Source organism: Curtobacterium flaccumfaciens pv. betae (genome assembly GCF_026241855.1).
In the GTDB taxonomy this organism is placed as follows: Bacteria; Actinomycetota; Actinomycetes; order Actinomycetales; family Microbacteriaceae; genus Curtobacterium; species Curtobacterium flaccumfaciens.
Map to the genome: position 1 here is coordinate 1591042 of NZ_JAPJDC010000001.1, position 19623 is coordinate 1610664.

A 19623-nucleotide genomic window follows, 5' to 3' on the forward strand; every position below is an offset into this window, starting at 1 on the left:
GCTGAGCGCATGGACACCAGCAGCGCACCCCACCCCACCCCGTTCACCCCTACCTCGGCCTCTGGGCCACCGCCGATGGTCGCATCCGCCACGAGCTGCGGCCCGACGGCCGCTACGTGGAGGCCCGAGGTGACCGTGAGGCGGCCTACGTGGGCACCTACGAGGTCGACGGAGACCACATCGACTACCGAGACGACACCGGCTTCACCGCGGACGGCGACTTCAGGGACGACGTCCTGCACCACGCCGGCATGGTGCTGCACCGACGGAAGGTCGTCCTCGTGACGGGCGCCTCGAGTGGCATCGGTCGCGCGACGGCGATCCGCCTCGCCGCGGCCGGCCACCCCGTCGTGCTCGGGGCCCGGCGCACCGACCGGCTCGACGAGCTCGTCACCGAGATCGAGGGGGCGGGCGGTACGGCGATGGCAGTGCCGCTCGACGTCACCGCCCTCGCCTCGGTGCAGGAGTTCGCGGTTGCTGCCCGGGCACGCTTCGGGCGGATCGACGTGCTCGTCGCGAACGCCGGCGTGATGCCGCTGTCACCCCTCGCCGCAGGCCTCGTCGACGAGTGGGACAGGATGATCGACGTCAACGTCCGCGGCCTCCTCCACAGCATCACGGCGACCCTGCCCACCATGCTCGCGCAGGGCACCGGCCACGTCGTGACGATCGCATCCGTCGGCGTCTACGACGTCTCGCCCACGGCTGCTGTCTACTGCGGCACGAAGTTCGCAGCACGGGCGATCACCGAGGGGCTGCGTCAGGAGTCACCGCGCGGGATCCGTGTGACCACCGTGTCGCCAGGAGTGACCGAGTCCGAGCTCGCCGCAACGATCACCGACGCCTCCGCCGCCGCCGCGATGGTCGTCTACCGTGCCGAGTCGATCTCCGCTGACGCGATCGCCCGCGCTGTTTCCTACGCGGTGGCCGAGCGACCCGCCGTCGACGTGAACGAGATCGTCGTGCGGCCTGCGGCCCAGCGTTGATTTGCTCCGCAGTGTCGCAGCGACCCGCCGGGTGAGGCGTGACGGGTGACCGTCACCCCGGGAGGGGCTACGACACAGGTCACGAGTGCAACAGCGTTCAGAGCGATGAGGGCGATCGCCCACCGGCGTGAGGCTGTTCGACGCGTGATTGGATCACGGTAGCGGTCCTCGGCGATCACCCTGGCGTCCGGTAGCGTCAGCGCCATGACCCAGATGCAGCGACGCAGTCTGCTCGAACGGCTGATCGGCAAGCCCCTGCCGTGGCTCGTCTGGGTGTGGGCGGTCATCGCCCTGGTCTGGCTCGTCCTCGCCGTCGTCGAACCGTACCGGTTCCACACGCAGATGGCGGTCATCTGGATCATCCTCGCCGCCGTGCAGATCGGCTCGGTGTCCTACACCCGTGCGCAGGAACGGAAGCGTGCTCGGAACGCAGGCGACGACTCGTAATCGGCCCGACGCAGGCGCCCGAAGCATGAGCGTGCGCAGAGCTCGGCGAGATGCCTGGGTGCTGCGTGAGAGCGTGCGGTCGTGACAGACGAACCCCTGCTCGAGATCCGGTCGGCGTCCGAGACGGACGCGGCGTGCGTGGCTGCGGTCGTCGTCCGTGCGTACGCCAACCAACAGGGCTGGGTGAGCGACGCCGAGCTGGTGACCGGGGAGCGGACGACCCCGGACCAGGTGCGTGCGATGATCCGTGCCCCGCGGTCGGTGGTGCTCGTCGCGGTTCACGACGCCACCATCGTCGCGACCTGTCACCTGCGGGCCTCCGACCGGGCGACGGCGCACCTCGGCATGCTCGCTGTGGACCCGGCGTGGCAGTCCCGAGGCATCTCCCGGCGGCTCCGGACCGCGGCGATCGCGTACGCCGAGGAAGCCATGGCATGCGAGTCCGTCGAGCTCGAGGTGCTCAGCGTGCACGAGGGACTGCGACGCGTGTACGAGCGAAGCGGGTTCATCGCGACGGGGGAGACCCGACCGTTCCCGGCACACGTCGCTCGCGTCGCGGGGCTGCACTTCGTCGTGCTCAGGAGATCGCTCGGCGCGTCTGGACAGACCCCGGACGTGTGACCCGGGCGGCGCGCCGCCGCCGGGACCCGTAGGCTCCAGGCGGACCCACCGGTGCACGGGGCGCACGGCGGGATCCGAGGGGGAACCACATGTCCATCACATCCAGGATCACCACCGCGGGGACGGCGACCGTGATCGTCGTGCTCGCACTCTCCGGCTGCGCCGGGACCGGCACCACGGCACCGGGAGTGGAGCGGGCCACACCGCGGTCGTCGGCACCGACACAAGCGCCGACCCAGGCACCGACGGAGACGCCGACCGCGCCGGCCACCGTTGACTCGGCCACGAAGGACCTCACGTTCGAGGACGGCGACGCGCTCTCGGCGAGCACGCTGCCCGCGTTCGGGCTCCAGGTCTCGGCGCTCGACGGCTGGGAGCAGACCGGCGAGGACCCGACGACCGGGTCGCGGGAGTACACGAACGCCGACGGCTCCGTGGCGACGATCACGCAGCAGCGGCTGACCGACCTCGACCCGACGATCGGGGACCGTGCCGCCACCGAGCAGCTGTTCACGGCTGCGGGGCTGCCGGCCGACCGGCTCGAGGAGCAGCTCCTGCCGACGATCACGGGCGGCACGGCGCAGTTCCTGTCGATCGCCGGGCACAACACGGACGGGTCCTGGTCGGCGACGGTCGCGCGCGCCTTCGCGAAGCCCGGAGCGGCGCTCATCGTGAAGGTCCGGACGACCTCGCAGGATGCGCTCCGTCCCGACCTGCACGACATCCTGGTCAACGCGCAGGTGGTCGTCGCCTAGCGAGTCGACCCGCTGCGACGGGTCGCTGCGACGGGCGCCCCCGACGGGTCCCTATGCTGAGTCCTCGTGCGCCGCTCTGCCCGTCTCCTGACCGTCCTCGTGATCGTCACCCTGTTCGCCGTCGGGGTCCTGTCGGCGGTGGTGTTCATCCAGCGTGTGCTGGCGGATCCGGCGAGCGACGTCGCGTGGGTCGGCACCGTCCGGGCGACGGGGTTCATCGTCATCGGGGTCATGCTGACACTGCTCGGACGGCGAGGGCTGTCCGCGGCCGTCGACGCGGTCAACCTGCTCGCCGACGCCGGTCCGGTGCGCCCGCTCACGGTCGTGGTGTGGGTCGTCCTCGGTGCCACCATCTACTCGATCCTGCGCGGCTGGACGGTGATCGTCCCCGTCGCGGCCGTCGTCGGTGCGATCGTGGTGGCGTTGCCGTTCGTCGAACGCTTCCTGGACGCGGCGCTGGCCCGGCAGGCTGCGCGAGCCGACGCCGACGCCGACGCCGACGCCGACGCCGACGCCGACGCCGCTGACGCCGCGACACCGGTCGCACCGGTGGCACCCGCCGGGTCCGCCGCCGACGCGTGAGACGGCACGCGGGACGGCACGCGGGACGGACGTGAGACGTTCACGAGACGAGACGGGAGGCCCGGTGCCAGCTGGCACCGGGCCTCCTGTTCGTCGTGGACGCGGCCTGACCGCCCCTGCCGACCCACGCGGGTCGGCCCGCGTCAGCGCTCCGCGCGTCCGGCGAAGCGGTACCGGAACCCGGGCACACCGTCCGCGGTGACGACCACGTCGTAGTACCCCCACTCGTCGAGCGGCCAGTGCATCGTCTTGTGCCCGGAGCCGCGGACGTGTGCGGTCTCGCGGTGCTCGACGAAGTCGTTGGCCACGAGCACGAAGCGGAGCTCGGCCCTGCCGGTGTTCTCGAGCAGGAGCTGCAGGGTGCGCCGACCGCGCGGGTCCCGGACGACCGAGACGTGCGGCACGCCGCCGGTCGCCCGACCACCGACAGCGACGGTGCCGGCGAAGCGCCGGAGGAACCGGTCGGGTCCGTAGACGCTGACGTCGTAGGCACCGGCGGTCGTCGTGGTGTCCCAGGCCCAGTCGGCGGTGGCGCCGACGGGGACGGTCTTCGGGTGGGCGGCGAACGGCATCGCGGTGTTCGGGTAGACCAGGAAGTTGACCCCCTGACGGCCGTCGTTCGCGAGCGTCACGGTGACCCGGCCGGTGCGGTGGTCGACGGTCGCGTCGGCGTGCTGCCGGTAGGGCAGGCTCCGGTGCCGGACGGTGCCGGGCTCCTGGACGGGCAGGGTCTGCGCACCGATCGCCGGTTCCTCGATGGGTGGCTTCGCCTGGTCGGCGTCGGCGGCCGCGACCAGCGCCCGGGTCTGCTCGATGCCGGGGACGACGTCTGGGCCGGGGATGCTCGGGTCCGGCGCGGTGAAGTCGAAGCAGCTCGTCAGGTCTCCGGAGACGGACCGTCGCCAGTCGGAGATGTTCGGCTCGCGGACCCCCGTGACGTGCTCGAGGAACTGGATCACGGACGTGTGGTCCGCCACCTGCGAGTTGACCCACCCGCCACGGCTCCACGGCGACACCACGGTCATCGGCACGCGGGCACCCATGCCGATGGGCAGCCCGTCGACGTACTCGTCGGGGGTGCCGGGTTCGGCGAACGGGGGGACGACGTGGTCGAAGTACCCGTCGTTCTCGTCGTAGTTGACGAGCAGGACGGTCGAGGCCCAGGTGTCCGGGTTGCTGAAGAGCGCCTGCACGACGGCGTTCGTGTAGTGGGCGCCGTAGTCCGGGCTGGCCGCCGGGTGCTCGCTCCAGCCGTAGGGGGCGATGACGTACGACACGGTGGGCAGGCTGTTGGTCGCGCAGTCCTGCCCGAACTGGCTGAGCAGGTGGGTGACGTCGAGGCCCTTGCCCGAGTTCGGCTTCCACCCGTCGTGCAGCCCGGCACGCGCGGCGAGCTCCTGCTGGGCGGGGTCGGAGGACGCGAGCGCACGGTGGTACTGCTCGAACAGCCAGAGCGGGTTGTCGCCGTAGTCGCCGACGTACGGGTCGGCTGCGCTGTCGCCGACCTCGTCGTTGGCGTAGGTCTTCCAGGTGACGCCGGCCGCCTGCAGTCGTTCGGCGTAGGTGGTCCAGGCGAACACCGGTTCGTAGTCCGCCGGGTTGTCGGTCGCCGGTCCGCCCTGCGCGCCGCGGGGGTCGATGGTGCCGGACCACTGGTACAGGCGGTTCGGCGTCGTGGGCCCGTTGAGCGAGCAGTGGTAGTCGTCGCAGACCGTGAAGGCGCCGGCGAGTGCGCGCTGGTAGGGGATGTCCTCGCTCGTGAAGTAGCCCATCGTCTGGGCGCTCTTCGCGTCGACCCACCGGTTCCAGGCACCGCCGTTCCACGCGGTGTGCCCACCGCCCCAGGAGTGGTCGAGGCCGTCGGCGTTCTGCGCGTTGAACCGGGTGGTGTCGAGCCGGAACGGCAGCATCGCGCCACCGTCGGTGCGGGCCGCCGCCGGCTGGTGGAAGACGTCGTGTCCGGTCGGCAGCTCGAGCGCCTGCTTGTCCGAGAACCCGCGGACCCCGGGCATCGTGCCGTAGTAGTGGTCGAAGGACCGGTTCTCCTGCATGAGCACGACGACGTGCTTCACGTCGGCGATCGTGCCGGTGGGGACGGCACGAGCGGTCGCGGCGCTGGCGCGGTCGGTCGCGCCCGGTCCGAAGGCGGAGCCGGCGGCGACGCCGGCCATGATCGCGGCCGCGCCGCCGATCAGGACGGTCCGTCGACTGACTCCGGGTCGGACCGCGGCGGTGTAGGCGGCGTCCGGGGTCAGCGGTGGTGCGGCGTCCAGGTTGACGTCGGGTGCGCCGTGTTCGGGCTTCCTCGTGCTCATCGGGGGTCTTCCTGATCGTGGGGAGTGCGGGCGCCCGGTGGGAGAACGCCCGTCAGCATGACAACCAGGTGCGCTGAACCGGGTCTGGCCTGGTCGTGGCAGGCGGGTGAACGCGTCCGGTGGAAACGGGACGGAGGTGTCCGGGTGCCCGACTGTTCGGTGCCGTCCTTCCGGGATCTTCAGCACCGACGCTGCCTCGCACGTGGACAGCTCGTCGCGGGGCAGAGGAGGATCAGCGGGTGCGACGACTGTTCCGGGACCTCGCCGAGGACCTCGCCGACCGGGTGCTCCGCGGTGAGTTCGACGACACCGGCGTCCTGCCGGCCGAGCACGACCTGGCGGCCGACTACGCCGTCGCCCGTGGCACCGTGCGGAACGCACTCGGGCTGCTCCGCGACCGCCGGGTCCTGACGGCACGGGCCGGGTCCCGCTGGCGCGTCCGCACCACGTCGCTCGGCCACGACGCCGGCGCGCTCGAGTCCTTCGGTCAGCTGGCCAGGGCGCGTGGGCACGAGCCCGGCGGTCGGGTCGTGGCGGTCGAGGAACGGCCGGCCACCGTGCGTGAGCGGCGCCTCTTCCGCGCTGCGCACGACGAGCCCGTCCTGCACGTCGTGCGGGTGCGCTCCCTCGACGGTGTCGACGTCATGCTCGAGCGCACCGCCTACGCGCCGTGGGTCGCCGCCGTCATCCGGACGATCCCGGGCGGGCAGACGTCGGTGTCGGCGACCCTGGAGGACCGGTTCGGCATCCGGGTCGGTGCCGCCGTCACCACCGTGGACGCGCTGCTGGCGGACGACGCCGACGCCGCGCTCCTCGGGGTCCGGCCCGGAGCGGCGCTCCTGCAGGTGCGCCGGTCCAGCACCGCGGACGGCCGCCCGCTCGAGGCGGGCGACGACCGGTACGTCGCCGGCACCGTGCCGCTCCGGATCCGGACGGCGTCCGCAACGACACCGACACCGCTGACCGGCACCCGGCACGACGACGCGGGATGAGACGGACGGGAGGCCCGGTGTCAGCTGGCACCGTGCCTCCCGTCCGTCTCCACTCGACCGCACAGCGTGGGCCGGCAGGCGGGATCAGCGTCGCTGTGAGCCGTCCGCGGCGGCGGCGACGGCCGCCGCCAGCCCGGCCTCGATGACGTCCACGGGGTCGGGCAGGGTGGCGATCGACGCCGCGACCTGACGGCTGCGGGCGCGGTGGGTCGGCGAGGCGAGGACCTCGCGGACCGCCTGACGGATCGCCGCCGGCCGCGGCGTCCCGGAGCGCAGGTTCCGCCCGCACCCGGCCCACGCGACCCGGGCGGCGACCTCCGGCTTGTCCTCGGTCGACCCGGCGACCACGAGCGGCACGCCGTGCGCGAGGGCACGCTGCACCCCGCCGAACCCGCCGTTCGTGACGACGACGCTGCACCGCGGCAGGAGCTGGTCGTAGGGCAGGAAGGTCGCCACCCGGGCGTTCACGGGCAGCCCCGTGCCGAGCGCGCGTTCGACCTGGTCGACCGGGCGGCCACCGGTGGTGGCGACGACGAGGACGTCCTCGTCCACCAGCGCGCGGAGCGTCGGCGCGATGAGCCGGCCGAGGTCGACGGTGTCGATCGTGCCCTGGGTCACGAGCACCACCGGGGTGTCGGTGTCCAGGTCGTCCCACCACGCGGGCAGGTCGGCCGCGGGCGTCGGTGCCGCGCGGGTCACGACCGGACCGACGAACCGGACCGAGTCGGGGAGCTCGCGGCGCGGGTACTCGAGCTCCGCGACGCTCAGCTGGAACAGGGTGTCGAAGCAACGGTAGGCGAAGTCGAAGGTCCCGGTCTGCGACGGCGGCGCCCCCACCTCGGCGAGCACGACGTCGACGGCCTGCTGCAGCGGCCGGGTGAGGACGGGGTGGATCGCCGCCGTGAGCAGTCGGTTGCGTGCGCGCGCCAGCGGCCCGCGACCCGGCGAGAGCGCGGTGCCGAAAGGTGCGGCGTCGACGCTGGTGAGCGTCACCGGGGTGGTCGCGATCCCGAGCACGGGCAGGCGGTCGCCCGGCGGCAGCGCGAGGTACGGGGCGAGGCCGGTGAACGTCGCCTCGCCGAGCACCGCGTCGAACCGACTCGCTGCCAGCAGGGCCGCCAGCGCGCGGTACTGGGACAGGATCGGCCGCACGAACATCGCGATGATGCCCTCGCGGACGACCGCCACCCCGCGCGCCGCCGTGGCGTCGGCGAGCCGGTCCTGCAGCTCGGCGTCGTCGAAGTCGGCGTCGGCCGGCAGGGCCACGAAGCGGAGCCCGGCGCCGACGACGAGGTCGCGGTACTTGGACCCCGTCAGCACGGTGATCTCGTGGCCGCGCTCGGCGAGGTCGCGCCCCACGTCGACGAGGGGCGCGAGGTGGCCGTAGACGGGCGGGGCGCAGAGCAGGTACGAGGACACGGAGGCCGCTTCCGTCGGGGATGGCCGGACGTTCGGAGCGTAGGCGCGGCGAGCAGGCGCGTGGCGCGGCACGGACTGGGAGTGGGTGAGAGTCCTCGAGCATCGGCACGTCGGCGCTAGGGTCGCAGCATGACCACACCCGCGGGGGCGAGTTCGGGCAACGGCTACTGGCGCGGCCAGATCGGGGCGACGGCCCTGTTCGGCGTCGGCCCGGTGTCGTCGCGGCGATCGTCTCGGTGCTCGGCACCCTCGTGACGGTCGGCATGCTCGTGTGGCGCGTGGTCGAGGCGAACGGCAGCTAGCTGCCCGCGGTCGCGCGTGCGGCCCGCGACGTGCGCGGTGACGGACTGGAGGCCCGGTGCCAGCTGGCACCGGGCCTCCAGTCCCGTGTCGGCCGGCGCACGGCGTGGGCAGGCGCCCCACGTTGCTGCCACTGCTGTGGCCCAGCAGGATCCTCAGCGGGCGGTCTCTGTTCACCGGCAGCCGCGGGTGGCCGTGCGCGAGGATCCAGGGGTGTCTCGTCGTGCGGCTGCTGTCTCGACCACCGTGGTGGTTGCGACCCTGCTGGTCGGTGCCACCTTCGTCGCCGCTCCGTGGCTCGGCGTGGGGCGGGCTCCGGTGCTCGCCGCCGTGCTGCCGGCCCGGTCCCTCGTGACCGCAGGACTGGTCGCTGCCGGTCTCGCCCTGGTGCTCGTCGCCATCGTCCTGCGACGCACGCGAGCCGTGCGGCTGGTCGCTGCGTCGCTCGGGGCGGTCCTGCTCGTCGTCGCCGTGGCGAACACAGCGGTGCTCGGCGTGCGGGGATGGGACGTGCGGCCGGTCGACGGTGCCCGGGGTGCACTCCGGGTGTTCGAGTGGAACACCAACGGAGGACTCGTCGGCGCGCAGGGCATCGCCCGCGCGGCACTGACCGCACGGGCGGACGTCGTCGTGCTCCCCGACGCGGGCGACCGACGGGTCGCCACCGCGGTGGCTCGGTGGATGGGGCAGCACGGTCGGCCGGTGCGGCTGTTCATGGGTGGTGCCGGCACGCAGGTGGCGGTGCTCGTCGGGGCCGATCGCGCGTTCGGCGCCTCGATGTCGCCCGGCGTCGATCCGGTGAAGACGATGACGGTGTCCGGGCCGTCGATCCCGACGATCGTCGCTGTGCACGCGCCGCAACCGATCGGGCGGGGACTGGCGGGCTGGCGGACCGATCTGCGGTGGATCGGCGAGCAGTGCGGCCGCGGCGCTGACGTGGTCGTGTCGGGGGACTTCAACGGATCGGTCGACAGCTTCGACGGTGGGGGTCTCGGTTCGTGCCGGGACGCCGCGTCGACCGTGCACGGCGCGGGGCTCGGTACGTGGCCGACGTGGCTCGATCCGCGGCTGGCGATGCCGATCGACCACACCCTGGTCGGTCCGGCGGCCGGAGTCGTCCGGTCGTGGAGCGTGCTGACGAGCCAGGACGAGTCCGGTGCTCGGCACCGCCCGACCCTGACGGTCGTCGGCGGCAGCTGACCCGGACGGCGGCCCCTGTTCCGGTGGGCGAGTGGCCCTGTTCCGGTGGGCGTGCGGCCCTGTTCCGGTGGGCGTGCGGCCCTGTTCGGTGGGCGTGCGGCCCTGTTTCGGTGGGCGTGCGGCGCGGCAGGTGGGAACAGACTCGCAACGTCGTCGAAACACGCCCGCGGTGAGGTGGATGCATGGACATCACCACCACGGATCGTGCCCCCGCCCGCTGGTACCACTCGCTGTTCGTGCAGATCGCGATCGGGGTGGCCCTCGGCATCGCCGTCGGGGTCTGCTTCCCCGCGGCGGCACCGGTGCTGAACGTCGTCGGGCAGGGGTTCATCCGGCTGATCGAGATGGTGATCGCGCCGCTCGCGTTCATCGTCGTGGTGACGGGCATCGTGCACGTCGGCGACCTGCGCTCCGTGGGACGGATCGCCGGCAAGGCGATGGTCTACTTCCTGCTCGCGTCGTCGTGCGCGCTCGTGTTCGGCCTGCTGGTCGGCAACCTCGTGCGCCCCGGGGCCGGCCTGCGGATCGACCCGTCGTCGCTCGACGCCTCCGCCGTGGCGGCGAAGACCGCCGGCGGCACAGCTCCGGACGCGGGGACCTTCATCCTCGACCTCATCCCGTCGAGCGTCGTGAACGCGTTCGCGACGAACGACATCCTGCAGGTGCTCGTCTTCGCGGTGTTCGTCGGCGCGGCGATCGCCGCGATCGGCAGTGACCGTGCGCGGCCGCTCGTGCGGGGCCTCGACCTGTGCCTCGAGGTCGTCTACCGCATCCTGGGCTGGGTGATGCGTCTGTCGCCGCTCGGTGCGTTCGGGGCGATGGCGTACGTGGTCGGGCAGTACGGCATCGACACCCTGGGGTCGTACGGGCTGCTGATCGCTGCCTGCTACGGCGCAGCGGCGGTGTTCATCGTGGCGCTGCTCGTGGGCGGGCGGCTGCTGTCCGGGGTGCCGATCTGGCGGTTCGTGTGGCACACCCGCGCCGAGTTCGGGCTGGCTCTGGGTACCGCGTCGACCGAGGCCGTGCTGCCGCGGATGATCACCCGGCTCACCGAGGTCGGCGTCTCACGGAGCGTCGCCGGACTCGTCGTGCCGACGGGCTACTCGTTCAACCTCGACGGGGCGGCGATCTACCTGTCGATCTCGCTGCTGTTCCTGACCCAGGCGTTCGGGGTGCCGCTGACGCTCGAGCAGCAGGTCGCCGCACTCGGGGTGCTGCTGCTGACGTCGAAGGGCATGGCCGGGGTGCCGGGCTCGTCGTTCCTGGCGCTGTCCGCGACGGCGACGAGCCTCGGGCTGTTCCCGGTCGCAGGCGTCGCGCTGCTGCTCGGTGCCGACCGGATCATGGACGCGATGCGGGTGAGCGTCAACCTGCTCGGCAACTGCGTCGCGACGCTCGTGGTGGCGCGGTGGCAGGGCGAGCTCGACCGTGAGCGGGTGGACGCGGTGCTGCGGCCCGGGCGAGGGGTGCGGCCGTCGTCGGAGCCGTCGCCCGCAGCGGGCGGAGCGGTGGTGTCGGCGCCGGTTCGCTGAGGGGTCGGGGCGCGCTCGCGGCGCGGTCAGCGTTCGAGGACGGCGCGCTGCTGGTCGTACTGCTGGCGGGTCCGGTGTCCGCCCATCTTGCGGACGACGGCGCCCGAGGGATCACGCGTGATCCGCCACCAGATCGCGGTGCAGAGCGCGTCGACCGGCAGGGCCGTGCCGACTCCGACCAGGAGCTGCCGACCGAGGTCCGTCCGCCACGGCAGCCCCGAGACCTCGAGCGCGGTCACGACGAGCAGGCACACCACGATGGTGATCGGGCTGAGCCAGAGCTTCCGCACGGTGCGTTGACGTGCCACGTCGATCTCCGCCAGCTGCGCCAACGGCAGCGTCGATCCGACGTGCTCGCGCGGCTCGCCACCGACGATGACGGCGGCAGGGCCGGGGGTGGTCGCTGTGTCGTCCGCGTCCGTGGCGGGTCGCCACACCACGTCGTCCAGGTGCACCAGGTCGTCGTCGATGCGGAACCAGCCGCCTTCGAAGCCGTCGGCAGCGGCGTCGGGATCGGCGCGGGGCGTGGTCGTGGTCACGTCGGTCATCCTGGCAGCAACAGGGGCCGCTGGGGCACCACCGCTTCGGGGGTGGGGCGGCGGCGTCGCCCGCGGGCCCGGGGCGCGTTCTGCTGGCAGGATGGTCCCGACACCACGGGGGCGGGGGCCGGCATGGGCACGGAACAGCAGGACTGGCGTGACCAGGGGACGGGCCCGACGACGGGGCGAGGGAATGCGATCGCCATCGCGCTCGTGCTGCCGGTGCTGCTCGTCGTGAGCTGGGCGGTCCAGATCGGGGCGTACCTGGCGCGCGACTTCGGGTCGATGGACGACCGGCTCGGAGCAGGGGGCGTGCTGACGCGGCTGGTCATCGGCGCCGTGCTCGCCGTGGGGATCCCCGTGGTGGTGCTCGTCGTGCAGGTCCGGGCTCGTCGGCGTGAACCGCGCCACTCACTGGTCGCCGTCGTCGCGGCGATCGTCGTGCTGGTCATCGCCGTGCCGTGGAACGGCCTGGTCCTGACGTCACAGGTGCGGAGCATGGCCGCCGACGCCCGGCAGTGGGCGCAGCCGGCGACCGCCGCCGAGCGGCACTTCGCCGACGGTGACGCCCGGGCCACGCTCGAGCGGATCGGGGACCGCACGGTGCGGATCCTCGGCGGCGACCGGAAGTCCGCCTACCGCGATGGCGAGCGAGCCGGTGGTGCGTACAGCGAGGAGTGCCAGCTGTCGAACGCCCACCAGGGCGTGCGGTGGATGTACTGGTACGACCCGGGGGAGTACACCGACGAGCAGGGCAACGAGCTCCTGCCCGAGGACCACACCGTGATCGAGGGTGCGAACCGCGACGTGGACGGAGTCCGGGAGTACTGGGCGTCCGAGGGGATCGACGCGCGGTCGGAAGAGGACATGGTCCCCGACCAGATCGCGCCGACCGCCGACTGGCTCGAGAGCGGCTCGTCGTACACGCGGCCCGGTCCGGACGTCGACTTCCGCACGATCTGCCTGGTGCGCTGAAGGTACGCGCCGTGGTGGGGTCGCCTGGCAGGTGGGCCGTTGGGTCCTTTGACCTCCGCCCGTCTGGGCATGCTCGACGCATGGCCCGCCAGATACTCGACGGTGGTGAGGACGGCGACCGGGGGCCCTGCGGCGGTCTCGGTCCGCGCCGGTGGCGGTCCTGATCGCGATCTGACTCCGCGCTTCGGGTCCGTTCAGCAACCTTGCTGGGCAAGCGACGGGGCGTAACCTACCAATTGTTGGACATTTGGAGGACTCATGTCGCCACTCAGCCGGCTCCCACGATCCGGAACGCTTGCGGAACAGGCCGCTGATCGACTCCGTGCATCCATCACCGATGGTGTGTGGCCGGTTGGGACACGCGTCCCTGCGGAGCACGACCTCGTCGAGCAGCTGGGTGTGAGCCGGAACACCGTACGCGAGGCGCTTCGTGGACTCGTCCACACCGGTCTCCTCGAGGCGAGGGTGGGGGATGGAACCTACGTGATCGCGACCAGCGAGCTGCGGTCGGCCATCTCCCGGCGTTCTGCGACGTCAACGCCGGACGAGGTGATGGAACTCCGCGCGGTCCTCGAGGAACACGCTGCGGCCCTCGCCGCCCGACGTGCTGTCCCGGAGGACATCGCCACGCTTCGCGCACTCCTGGCCGTAGCGACTGGTGAGCGGGTTGACATGGAACGCATCGCCGCTGCGGACAGACGATTCCACCGAGAGGTTGCCCGGATCAGCGGTAATGGACTTCTCGCAGATCTCCATGAACATCTCGGAGCAGCCGTCAGTGAGGTCGTCGGGGGGCTCGAGGCCGACGATCGAATCGCTGATGAGCATGCTGCGCTCCATGATCGGCTCGTCGACAGCATCGAAGCGCACGACGAAGCCGGAGCGCGCCTGGCGGCCGTCGAGATCGTCGCCGTGGTCCGCCGAGTCGGCGGACCCTCGAACATCGATTGCTGACGCTGGTGCCTCACCGGGTCACGATCCGCCGATGAACCACCCCTGACTCGACGCTCTTGCGTCGACAATGACCGGTCACTGCTTCACGGACCGCCGTACCGGGCCACCGAGCCCGGTCCTCTCCGCGCCCAGAACGGGCGCAACTGCACCACCGCACCACGAAGGAACCCGACCATGAAGTTCATCGGACTCGAAGAACACATGATGCCCGCTGAGATCTTCGACGCCGCCGGCGCCGACGGTCACGCAATGATGGATCAGCCGTACCTCGACGGCCTCAACGACCTGACCGACGGCGGCGAAGCCCGCATCCAGCGAATGGACTCCGCTGGCATCGACGTCCAGGTGCTCTCCTCCGTCGCACAGTTCGTGCAGGTCCTGCCCCCACACCAGTCGACCGAGCTCTCCCGGCGCCTCAACAACACCATGGCGAAGGTGGTCGACAACCACCCTGATCGGTTCAAGTTCTTCGCCACCCTCCCGATCTCCGACCCGAAGGCTGCCGTCGCGGAGCTCCGTCGCGCCGTCGAAGAGCAGGGTGCCGTCGGCACGATGATCCACGGGCAGACCAACGGCGTCTTCCTCGACGACCCCTCCATGCGGCCGATCCTCGCCGAAGTCGAACGTCTCGGCGTCCCGATCTACCTCCACCCCGGCTTCCCGCCCATCGAGGTCTTCAAGGCCTACTATTCGGGCCTCGACCCGTATGTCGCGACCATGCTCTCCACGGGTGGATGGGGATGGCACGCGGAGAACGGTATGCACATCCTCCGGATGGTCTCGAACCTGGTCTTCGAGCGGTTCCCGGACCTGCAGATGGTCGTGGGCCACATGGGCGAGAACCTGCCGTTCTCCCTCGCGCGCGCGGACGAGTGGCTCACCCCGCGTATCAAGGGACTGACCGGGACCGTCGCGGAACAGGTACGCGATCACCTCCACATCACCATCTCCGCCTACACGACGGTTCCGCCGCTCCTGTGCGCGCTCGAGGTGTTCGGCATCGACCGGATCCTGTTCGCCGTCGACTACCCGTTCGGCGACTCCGCAACGCACACGAGCTTCATCGAGAACGCACCCCTCAGCCCGGCCGACAAGCGGAAGATCGCGCACGGCAACGCTGAAGCCCTGTTGACGCGACTCTGAACCGACCCGTCGGCAGCTGGACCGAGTGGCAGCCGCGAGGAGGTGGGCTCCCTCGCGGCTCGTCCTGCCCCTGACGGGCCGCTTGAGATCAGCTCGTCGGCGGACGTCGCCGTGCAGAATCGGGTGTGGCGGACGATGTTCGAGCAGGCTCGTCACCGCGGGGCGGGCGTCCAGCCGACCAGGCGCTCGACGGCGGCCAGGACGACGGCCGGGGGTTCGCCTGTCACGATCTCGGTCTGGATCCGTCCGGCCGCGGAGCGGAACTCGGGCTCGGTCAGGAGTCGCGACGCGGTGGCGCGGATGTCCTCTGCGGTCGCCGCCGCGGCGTCGAGGACGAGTCCGGCGCCCAGGGTCTCGACGCAGCTGCCGTTCGGCAGCTGGTCGGCGCCGAGCGGCAGGACCAGCAGGGGCACGCCGTGCGCGAGCGCTCCGGTCACCGATCCGGATCCGCCGTGGTTCACCACGAGGTCCACGAGCCCGAGCACCGTGTCCTGCGGGACGTACTGCTCGATCCGGATCGCTCCCGGGCCCTCCGGCACCGGGAAGGTCGTCGGGTCGACCCAGGGTCCGGTGGTCACGAGGATCCGCGCCGGCAGGGCCGCGAGCGCGTCGATGAGCCGGGCGAACAGGTCGCCGGACTTCGTGTTGAACTCGGTGCCGAGCGTGACGTAGACGCGGGGTTCGTCGCCGGCGGCCAACCACGCCGCGGCATCCGACGAGTGTGACGACCAGGTGTCCGGCCGCATCCGGATCACCGGGCCACGCAGCTCGTGCCCGGATCGCATCGACGCCGGGAACGGGACGACGGTGAGTGCGCCGCCGAGCATCTCCTGCTGCGGGTCGGGCCCGAGTCCCGCGCGTCGGCGGAGCGCCTCGAGCGGCTCCCGCACCGCGTCGCGCCAGGTCCCACCGGCCGAGGCGAAGGCCAGGACCACCACGCACGGCACCCCGGCACGTTCGGCGGCGGTCATGGCACCGAAGTCGAACTCCCCGCAGACCACGAGGTCAGCCGACCACCGAGTGACCAGCCGTCCGACGTCGACGACGGCCCCGGCGGCCGCGTCCCCCAGGAAGACCTGGGGGACGCGGGTGAGCACCGCACTCGCATCGATCGGGGTCAGGGTGCCGGTGCCCGGCCTGCTCGCCGGCAGTTCCACGTCCCGCGGCTGCCGGTGCGAGAACCCGGTCTGTTCGAGGACCGCCTCGCGTGCGCCGCTCAGTGCGGTCCGGTGTCCGGCAGCGCTGGCCGCGCGGGCGAGCGGCAGCATCGGCGCGAGGTGTCCCCGGCCCCGTGGGAACGAGAACACGATGCGCAGGGGTTCCGGAGCCCCGTAGCCGGGCCGGCCGTTCGCAGCAGACACCACAGGGCTCCGATCGTCGTGCGGGCTCCCCGCCCGCTTCGTCAGACAACCGTATGGCGAACGGCGGTCGCGCTCCATGAACCCTTGGTCAGCCTCGACGGGGCGTGCACCCGGAGTCGGTCACTTGCCAGCGGCCTCGTTGTAGGACTCGATCTGCTTGCCGGCCTGCTGTTCGGCGTCCTGCATGGTCGATTCGACGTCGGCACCCTCGACGATCCGGTTGAAGGCGCCGATGACGGTGGCGCGCACCGTCGGGAACGCGCCGGTGATGCAGCCGGCAGCGGCGACGCTCGTGGGGTCGTCGGCGAGCTGCTGGTACATCGTGGCGATGTTCGGGTCGGACAGGGAGCGCTTGCCCACGGTGGTGTCCTGGGCGTCGGTGTTCATCGCGACGTAGCCGGTCGCCTTCGCCCACTCGGCCTGCACGTCCGGCGTCTGGAGCCACTTGGCGAACGTGTACGACGCCTGCTGCTCGGCGGACGAGTGGCCCTTGCCGGAGATCCACAGCGCGTTGCCGCCGATGACCTGCCCGGCGTCGTCGGAGGCCGACGTGGTGGGGAACCGGGCGACGACGGACTTCGAGCCGTCCGGGTCGACCGTCGTGTAGGCGCCGGAGGAGGTCAGCAGCATCCCGACCTTGTCGCTCGAGAACGCCGAGTTCTGCACGGTCGAGTCCGTACCGGGGTTCAGGGCGGCGCCGTCCTGGTAGAGCTTCTGCCGCGTGGTCATGAACTGCACCTGGGTGTCCGAGGTGAGCGAGACGCCGGTGACCGGCTTGCCCTTCCGCCCGTTCTCCGGCGTGCAGAACGCCTGACCGCCCGAGGCGGTGAGCTCCTCGAGCATCCACGAATCGCCCATGTTCATGCTCATGCCGTAGCCACCGGTCGCGGCGTGGATCTTCTCGGCCCAGGTCGCGACCTGCGCCAGCGTCTTCGGCGGTTTCGTGGCGTCGAGGCCGGCCTTCGCGACGAGCGCCTTGTTCAGGTAGAGCACGGGCATCGAGACCGAGAACGGCATCGCCGCGAGTTGCTTGCCGTCGCTGTAGTAGGTCGCGGCGGCCGGCGCGATCGTGTCGGTACCCGACTTCGATCCACTGACCGTCGCGGGGGACACCGTCTGGCCGGAGTCGATCATGAAGCCGGTCGACACGTCGTTCATCATGAGCAGGTCCGGCGTCGAGCCGGACTGCACCGCCGCCGTGTACTTCGTCTGGACGGCCGCGTAGTCCCCCTGGAACGACGACTTGACGGTGATGTGCTGGTCGTTCTCCTTGTTGAAGCGGGCGACGAGCGCGTCGAGCTCGGTCGCGGGCGGCCCGGACATGGCGTGCCAGAAGTCGACGGTGACGGGGCCGGAGCTGTCCGATGCGGAGCTCGACGTGGAGCACCCGGTCAGGGCGAGGACCGCGACGGCCCCGGTGGCGAGTGCGGTGAGGGCGGTGGAACGACGTGCGGGCATGGTGCGTCCTTCGGGTGTGGGGCGGGCGGGGGTCGGGGAGGGGAGCGAACGTGTCGTCACTTGAGCGCGCCGGCGGTGAGGCCACCGGCGAGGAACCGCTGGGCGACGAGCACGAGGACCAGGACGGGGAGGGTCACCATGGCGGCGCCGGCGAGGACCACGCCGATGTCGGCGGCCTCGGCGTCGGACAGCTGGGCGATGCCGACCTGCACGGTGCGGTGCTCCGGCGAGTTGGTGACGAGGAGCGGCCAGAAGAACCCGTTCCAGGCGGCCGTCGCACTCACAAGGGTGACCGAGACGAGCGTCGGGCGGGTGAGCGGCAGGAGCATGGACCGGACGAACCGGAAGTGTCCGGCACCGTCGAGCACCGCGGCTTCGCGCAGCTCGTCCGGGAAGCTCAGGAACGCCTGGCGGAACAGGAAGATCGTCAGCGCCGAAGCCACGAACGGCAGGAAGACGACCAGGAGCGTGTCGATGAGGTGCCACGACGAGACGGTCAGGTAGTTCGCGATCAGCGTTGTCTCGCCGGGGATCATCATGCTGGCGAGCAGGACGAGGAACAGGGCGCGGGTGCCCCGGAGCCGACAGAACACCAGGGCGTAGGCGGTGATGATGCCGATGACGACCTGCAGCACCGTCTGGGCGAGGGTGACGACGACGCTGTTCAGGAACTGCTGCCCGAGCGGGACGACCTGCGTGGCCCGGACGATGTTGTCGAGTGTCAGGTGGATCGGCACGAGACCGGCGAGGCCCTGGTCCAGGTACCGGGTCGGGGTGAGCGCGCCCTCGAACACGTAGTAGAGCGGGAAGCAGACGACGACGACCGCGATGACGAGCCAGGCGTAGACGAAGAGGCTCCGGAGCCGGCGTGCGGTGACGGGGCGCATCAGTAGTTCACCCGCTTCTCGAGCACGCCGAACTGCACCAGCGACAGCCCGAGGACCAGCAGGAACAGGACGACCCCGAGCGCGGCGGCGAGGCCGAAGTTCGCGCTGCCGGACCCGAACGCCTGCTGGTAGATCGCGTAGACGAGGGTCTTCGACGAGTCGGCCGGACCGCCGCCGGTGAGGATCTGGATCTGCCCGAAGGTCGTGAGTGCCTCGACCGTGCCGGTCACGACGACGAAGAAGAGCGTCGGCGTGACGAGCGGCAGGGAGATCGACCAGAGTGTCCGCACGGGCCCGGCACCGTCCAGGTGCGCCGCCTCGATGACGTCCTGGTCGATGGCGCCGAACGCTCCGAGCAGGAGCAGCACGGTGAACCCGAGCGACCCCCAGATCGTCACGACGATGACGCTCGCCAGGGCCCACTGCGTGCTCGTCAGGAACGGGACGGGCGCGCCGCCGAACTGGGTGATCACCGTGTTCAGCAGCCCGTTGCCGGGTGCGAGCATCGCCGCGAACGCCACGGACCCCGCTGACACGGACACGACCATGGGCGCCGTCAGGAGTGCGCGGAAGACCGGCAGGCCGCGGAGCTTCACGGTCAGGGGGATCACCACGAGCAGACCGAACACGATCCGGCCGACGACCACGCCGACGCAGAAGACCGCGGTGGTCAGCATCGTCCGTCCGAACGCGGGGTCGGTGAACGTGCGGACGTAGTTCTGCAGCCCCACCGAGCCCGCCGGCTGACCGAAGATGTCGGTGCCCTGGGTGCTGAGGACCAGGACGCGGCCGAGCGGGTAGAAGACGAAGACCGCGAACGCGAGCAGCGCCGGGGCGAGGAGCACCAGACCGAGTCGGCGGTCCGAGCGCAACGAGGACCGCGTCGTCCGGGTCGTCCTGGTCGGACGCCGCGACTGCGGCGACCGCGGCGACCCTGCGGTACGCGGGGGACCGGCGACCAGGCCGGACCTGACGGGGACCGTCATGGGGCGGACTCCTCCGAGTAGGGAACGTTCCCTAACCGGGAACGACTCCACTGTGCGGCGGGGGTCGAAGACCGGTCAAGGCACGTCGACCACCCGCCGTCACCCGTTCACGCCGCGTTCAACCCCTCCGCCGATCGGGCGCCGACGTGCACCGCCGCACGCCGCGCGTTC

19 protein-coding genes and 1 pseudogene are annotated in these 19623 nt (G+C 71.6%); 13 read left to right on the top strand and 7 right to left on the bottom strand.

The window, feature by feature from the left end:
* Positions 1-56: 56 nt before the first annotated feature.
* The 6 genes and pseudogenes from ORG17_RS07475 to ORG17_RS07500 form a co-directional block, all read left to right on the top strand.
* A pseudogene (locus tag ORG17_RS07475) lies at positions 57-254 on the top strand (Atu4866 domain-containing protein); the annotation flags it as partial.
* A complete protein-coding gene (locus ORG17_RS07480) occupies positions 252-986 on the top strand; it encodes an SDR family oxidoreductase (RefSeq protein ID WP_214527825.1) in 735 nt (244 codons plus the stop codon). The pseudogene ORG17_RS07475 and the gene ORG17_RS07480, both read left to right, overlap by 3 nt.
* Before the next feature lie 204 nt (positions 987-1190).
* Positions 1191-1433 (top strand): hypothetical protein, encoded by a 243-nt coding sequence (locus tag ORG17_RS07485; RefSeq protein ID WP_214527809.1) that lies wholly within the window; start codon positions 1191-1193, stop codon positions 1431-1433.
* An 81-nt stretch (positions 1434-1514) separates the two neighbouring features.
* Positions 1515-2054 (top strand): GNAT family N-acetyltransferase, encoded by a 540-nt coding sequence (locus ORG17_RS07490; protein ID WP_214527808.1) that lies wholly within the window; start codon positions 1515-1517, stop codon positions 2052-2054.
* 89 nt (positions 2055-2143) lie between these two features.
* Positions 2144-2809, top strand: a complete 666-nt coding sequence (locus ORG17_RS07495; protein ID WP_214523786.1) for a hypothetical protein — start codon at positions 2144-2146, stop codon at positions 2807-2809.
* Positions 2810-2875: 66 nt separating this feature from the next.
* The gene (locus tag ORG17_RS07500) at positions 2876-3391 is read left to right on the top strand and encodes a hypothetical protein (protein WP_214527807.1); all 516 of its coding nucleotides are present in this window, start codon (positions 2876-2878) and stop codon (positions 3389-3391) included.
* A 143-nt stretch (positions 3392-3534) separates the two neighbouring features.
* Here ORG17_RS07500 and ORG17_RS07505 read toward each other — a convergent pair whose 3' ends face one another.
* On the bottom strand, positions 3535-5706 hold the full coding sequence (locus ORG17_RS07505; protein ID WP_214527806.1) for a phosphocholine-specific phospholipase C: 2172 nt from the start codon (positions 5704-5706) through the stop codon (positions 3535-3537).
* A 239-nt stretch (positions 5707-5945) separates the two neighbouring features.
* Between ORG17_RS07505 and ORG17_RS07510 the strand changes: the two genes are divergently transcribed.
* Positions 5946-6698, top strand: coding sequence for a GntR family transcriptional regulator (locus tag ORG17_RS07510; protein ID WP_214527805.1), 753 nt, complete (start codon positions 5946-5948; stop codon positions 6696-6698).
* A gap of 84 nt (positions 6699-6782) precedes the next feature.
* Here ORG17_RS07510 and ORG17_RS07515 read toward each other — a convergent pair whose 3' ends face one another.
* A complete protein-coding gene (locus tag ORG17_RS07515) occupies positions 6783-8117 on the bottom strand; it encodes a nucleotide disphospho-sugar-binding domain-containing protein (RefSeq protein ID WP_214527804.1) in 1335 nt (444 codons plus the stop codon).
* A gap of 129 nt (positions 8118-8246) precedes the next feature.
* Here ORG17_RS07515 and ORG17_RS07520 point away from each other — a divergent pair, with 129 nt between their 5' ends.
* From ORG17_RS07520 to ORG17_RS07530, 3 genes are all read left to right on the top strand, one after another.
* A complete protein-coding gene (locus ORG17_RS07520; protein ID WP_284731136.1) occupies positions 8247-8372 on the top strand; it encodes a hypothetical protein in 126 nt (41 codons plus the stop codon).
* Positions 8373-8630: 258 nt separating this feature from the next.
* Positions 8631-9617: an endonuclease/exonuclease/phosphatase family protein gene (locus ORG17_RS18320; protein ID WP_214527803.1), complete on the top strand. Its 987-nt coding sequence runs from the start codon at positions 8631-8633 to the stop codon at positions 9615-9617.
* A 182-nt stretch (positions 9618-9799) separates the two neighbouring features.
* Entirely contained in the window at positions 9800-11149 is a 1350-nt protein-coding gene (locus tag ORG17_RS07530; RefSeq protein ID WP_214527802.1) for a cation:dicarboxylate symporter family transporter, read from the top strand.
* A gap of 26 nt (positions 11150-11175) precedes the next feature.
* On the opposite strand, the gene ORG17_RS07535 is transcribed toward ORG17_RS07530, so the two are convergent.
* A complete protein-coding gene (locus ORG17_RS07535; RefSeq protein ID WP_214527801.1) occupies positions 11176-11688 on the bottom strand; it encodes a hypothetical protein in 513 nt (170 codons plus the stop codon).
* 132 nt (positions 11689-11820) lie between these two features.
* Between ORG17_RS07535 and ORG17_RS07540 the strand changes: the two genes are divergently transcribed.
* From ORG17_RS07540 to ORG17_RS07550, 3 genes are all read left to right on the top strand, one after another.
* Positions 11821-12663 carry a hypothetical protein gene (locus tag ORG17_RS07540; protein ID WP_214527800.1) on the top strand — a complete coding sequence of 281 codons (843 nt, stop codon included), beginning with the start codon at positions 11821-11823 and terminating at the stop codon, positions 12661-12663.
* Between the two features lie 258 nt (positions 12664-12921).
* The gene (locus ORG17_RS18500) at positions 12922-13617 is read left to right on the top strand and encodes a FadR/GntR family transcriptional regulator (RefSeq protein WP_214527799.1); all 696 of its coding nucleotides are present in this window, start codon (positions 12922-12924) and stop codon (positions 13615-13617) included.
* A gap of 174 nt (positions 13618-13791) precedes the next feature.
* A complete protein-coding gene (locus ORG17_RS07550) occupies positions 13792-14760 on the top strand; it encodes an amidohydrolase family protein (protein ID WP_214527798.1) in 969 nt (322 codons plus the stop codon).
* Positions 14761-14912: 152 nt separating this feature from the next.
* Here the strand turns inward: ORG17_RS07550 and ORG17_RS07555 are convergent, their stop codons facing one another.
* From ORG17_RS07555 to ORG17_RS07570, 4 genes are all read right to left on the bottom strand, one after another.
* On the bottom strand, positions 14913-16121 hold the full coding sequence (locus tag ORG17_RS07555; RefSeq protein ID WP_301565237.1) for a glycosyltransferase: 1209 nt from the start codon (positions 16119-16121) through the stop codon (positions 14913-14915).
* 120 nt (positions 16122-16241) lie between these two features.
* The gene (locus ORG17_RS07560; RefSeq protein WP_214527796.1) at positions 16242-17579 is read right to left on the bottom strand and encodes an ABC transporter substrate-binding protein; all 1338 of its coding nucleotides are present in this window, start codon (positions 17577-17579) and stop codon (positions 16242-16244) included.
* A 56-nt stretch (positions 17580-17635) separates the two neighbouring features.
* Entirely contained in the window at positions 17636-18466 is an 831-nt protein-coding gene (locus tag ORG17_RS07565; protein WP_214586008.1) for a carbohydrate ABC transporter permease, read from the bottom strand.
* On the bottom strand, positions 18466-19452 hold the full coding sequence (locus tag ORG17_RS07570; RefSeq protein WP_214527794.1) for a carbohydrate ABC transporter permease: 987 nt from the start codon (positions 19450-19452) through the stop codon (positions 18466-18468). Before ORG17_RS07570 ends, ORG17_RS07565 begins: the two co-directional genes overlap by 1 nt.
* Positions 19453-19623: the final 171 nt, after the last annotated feature.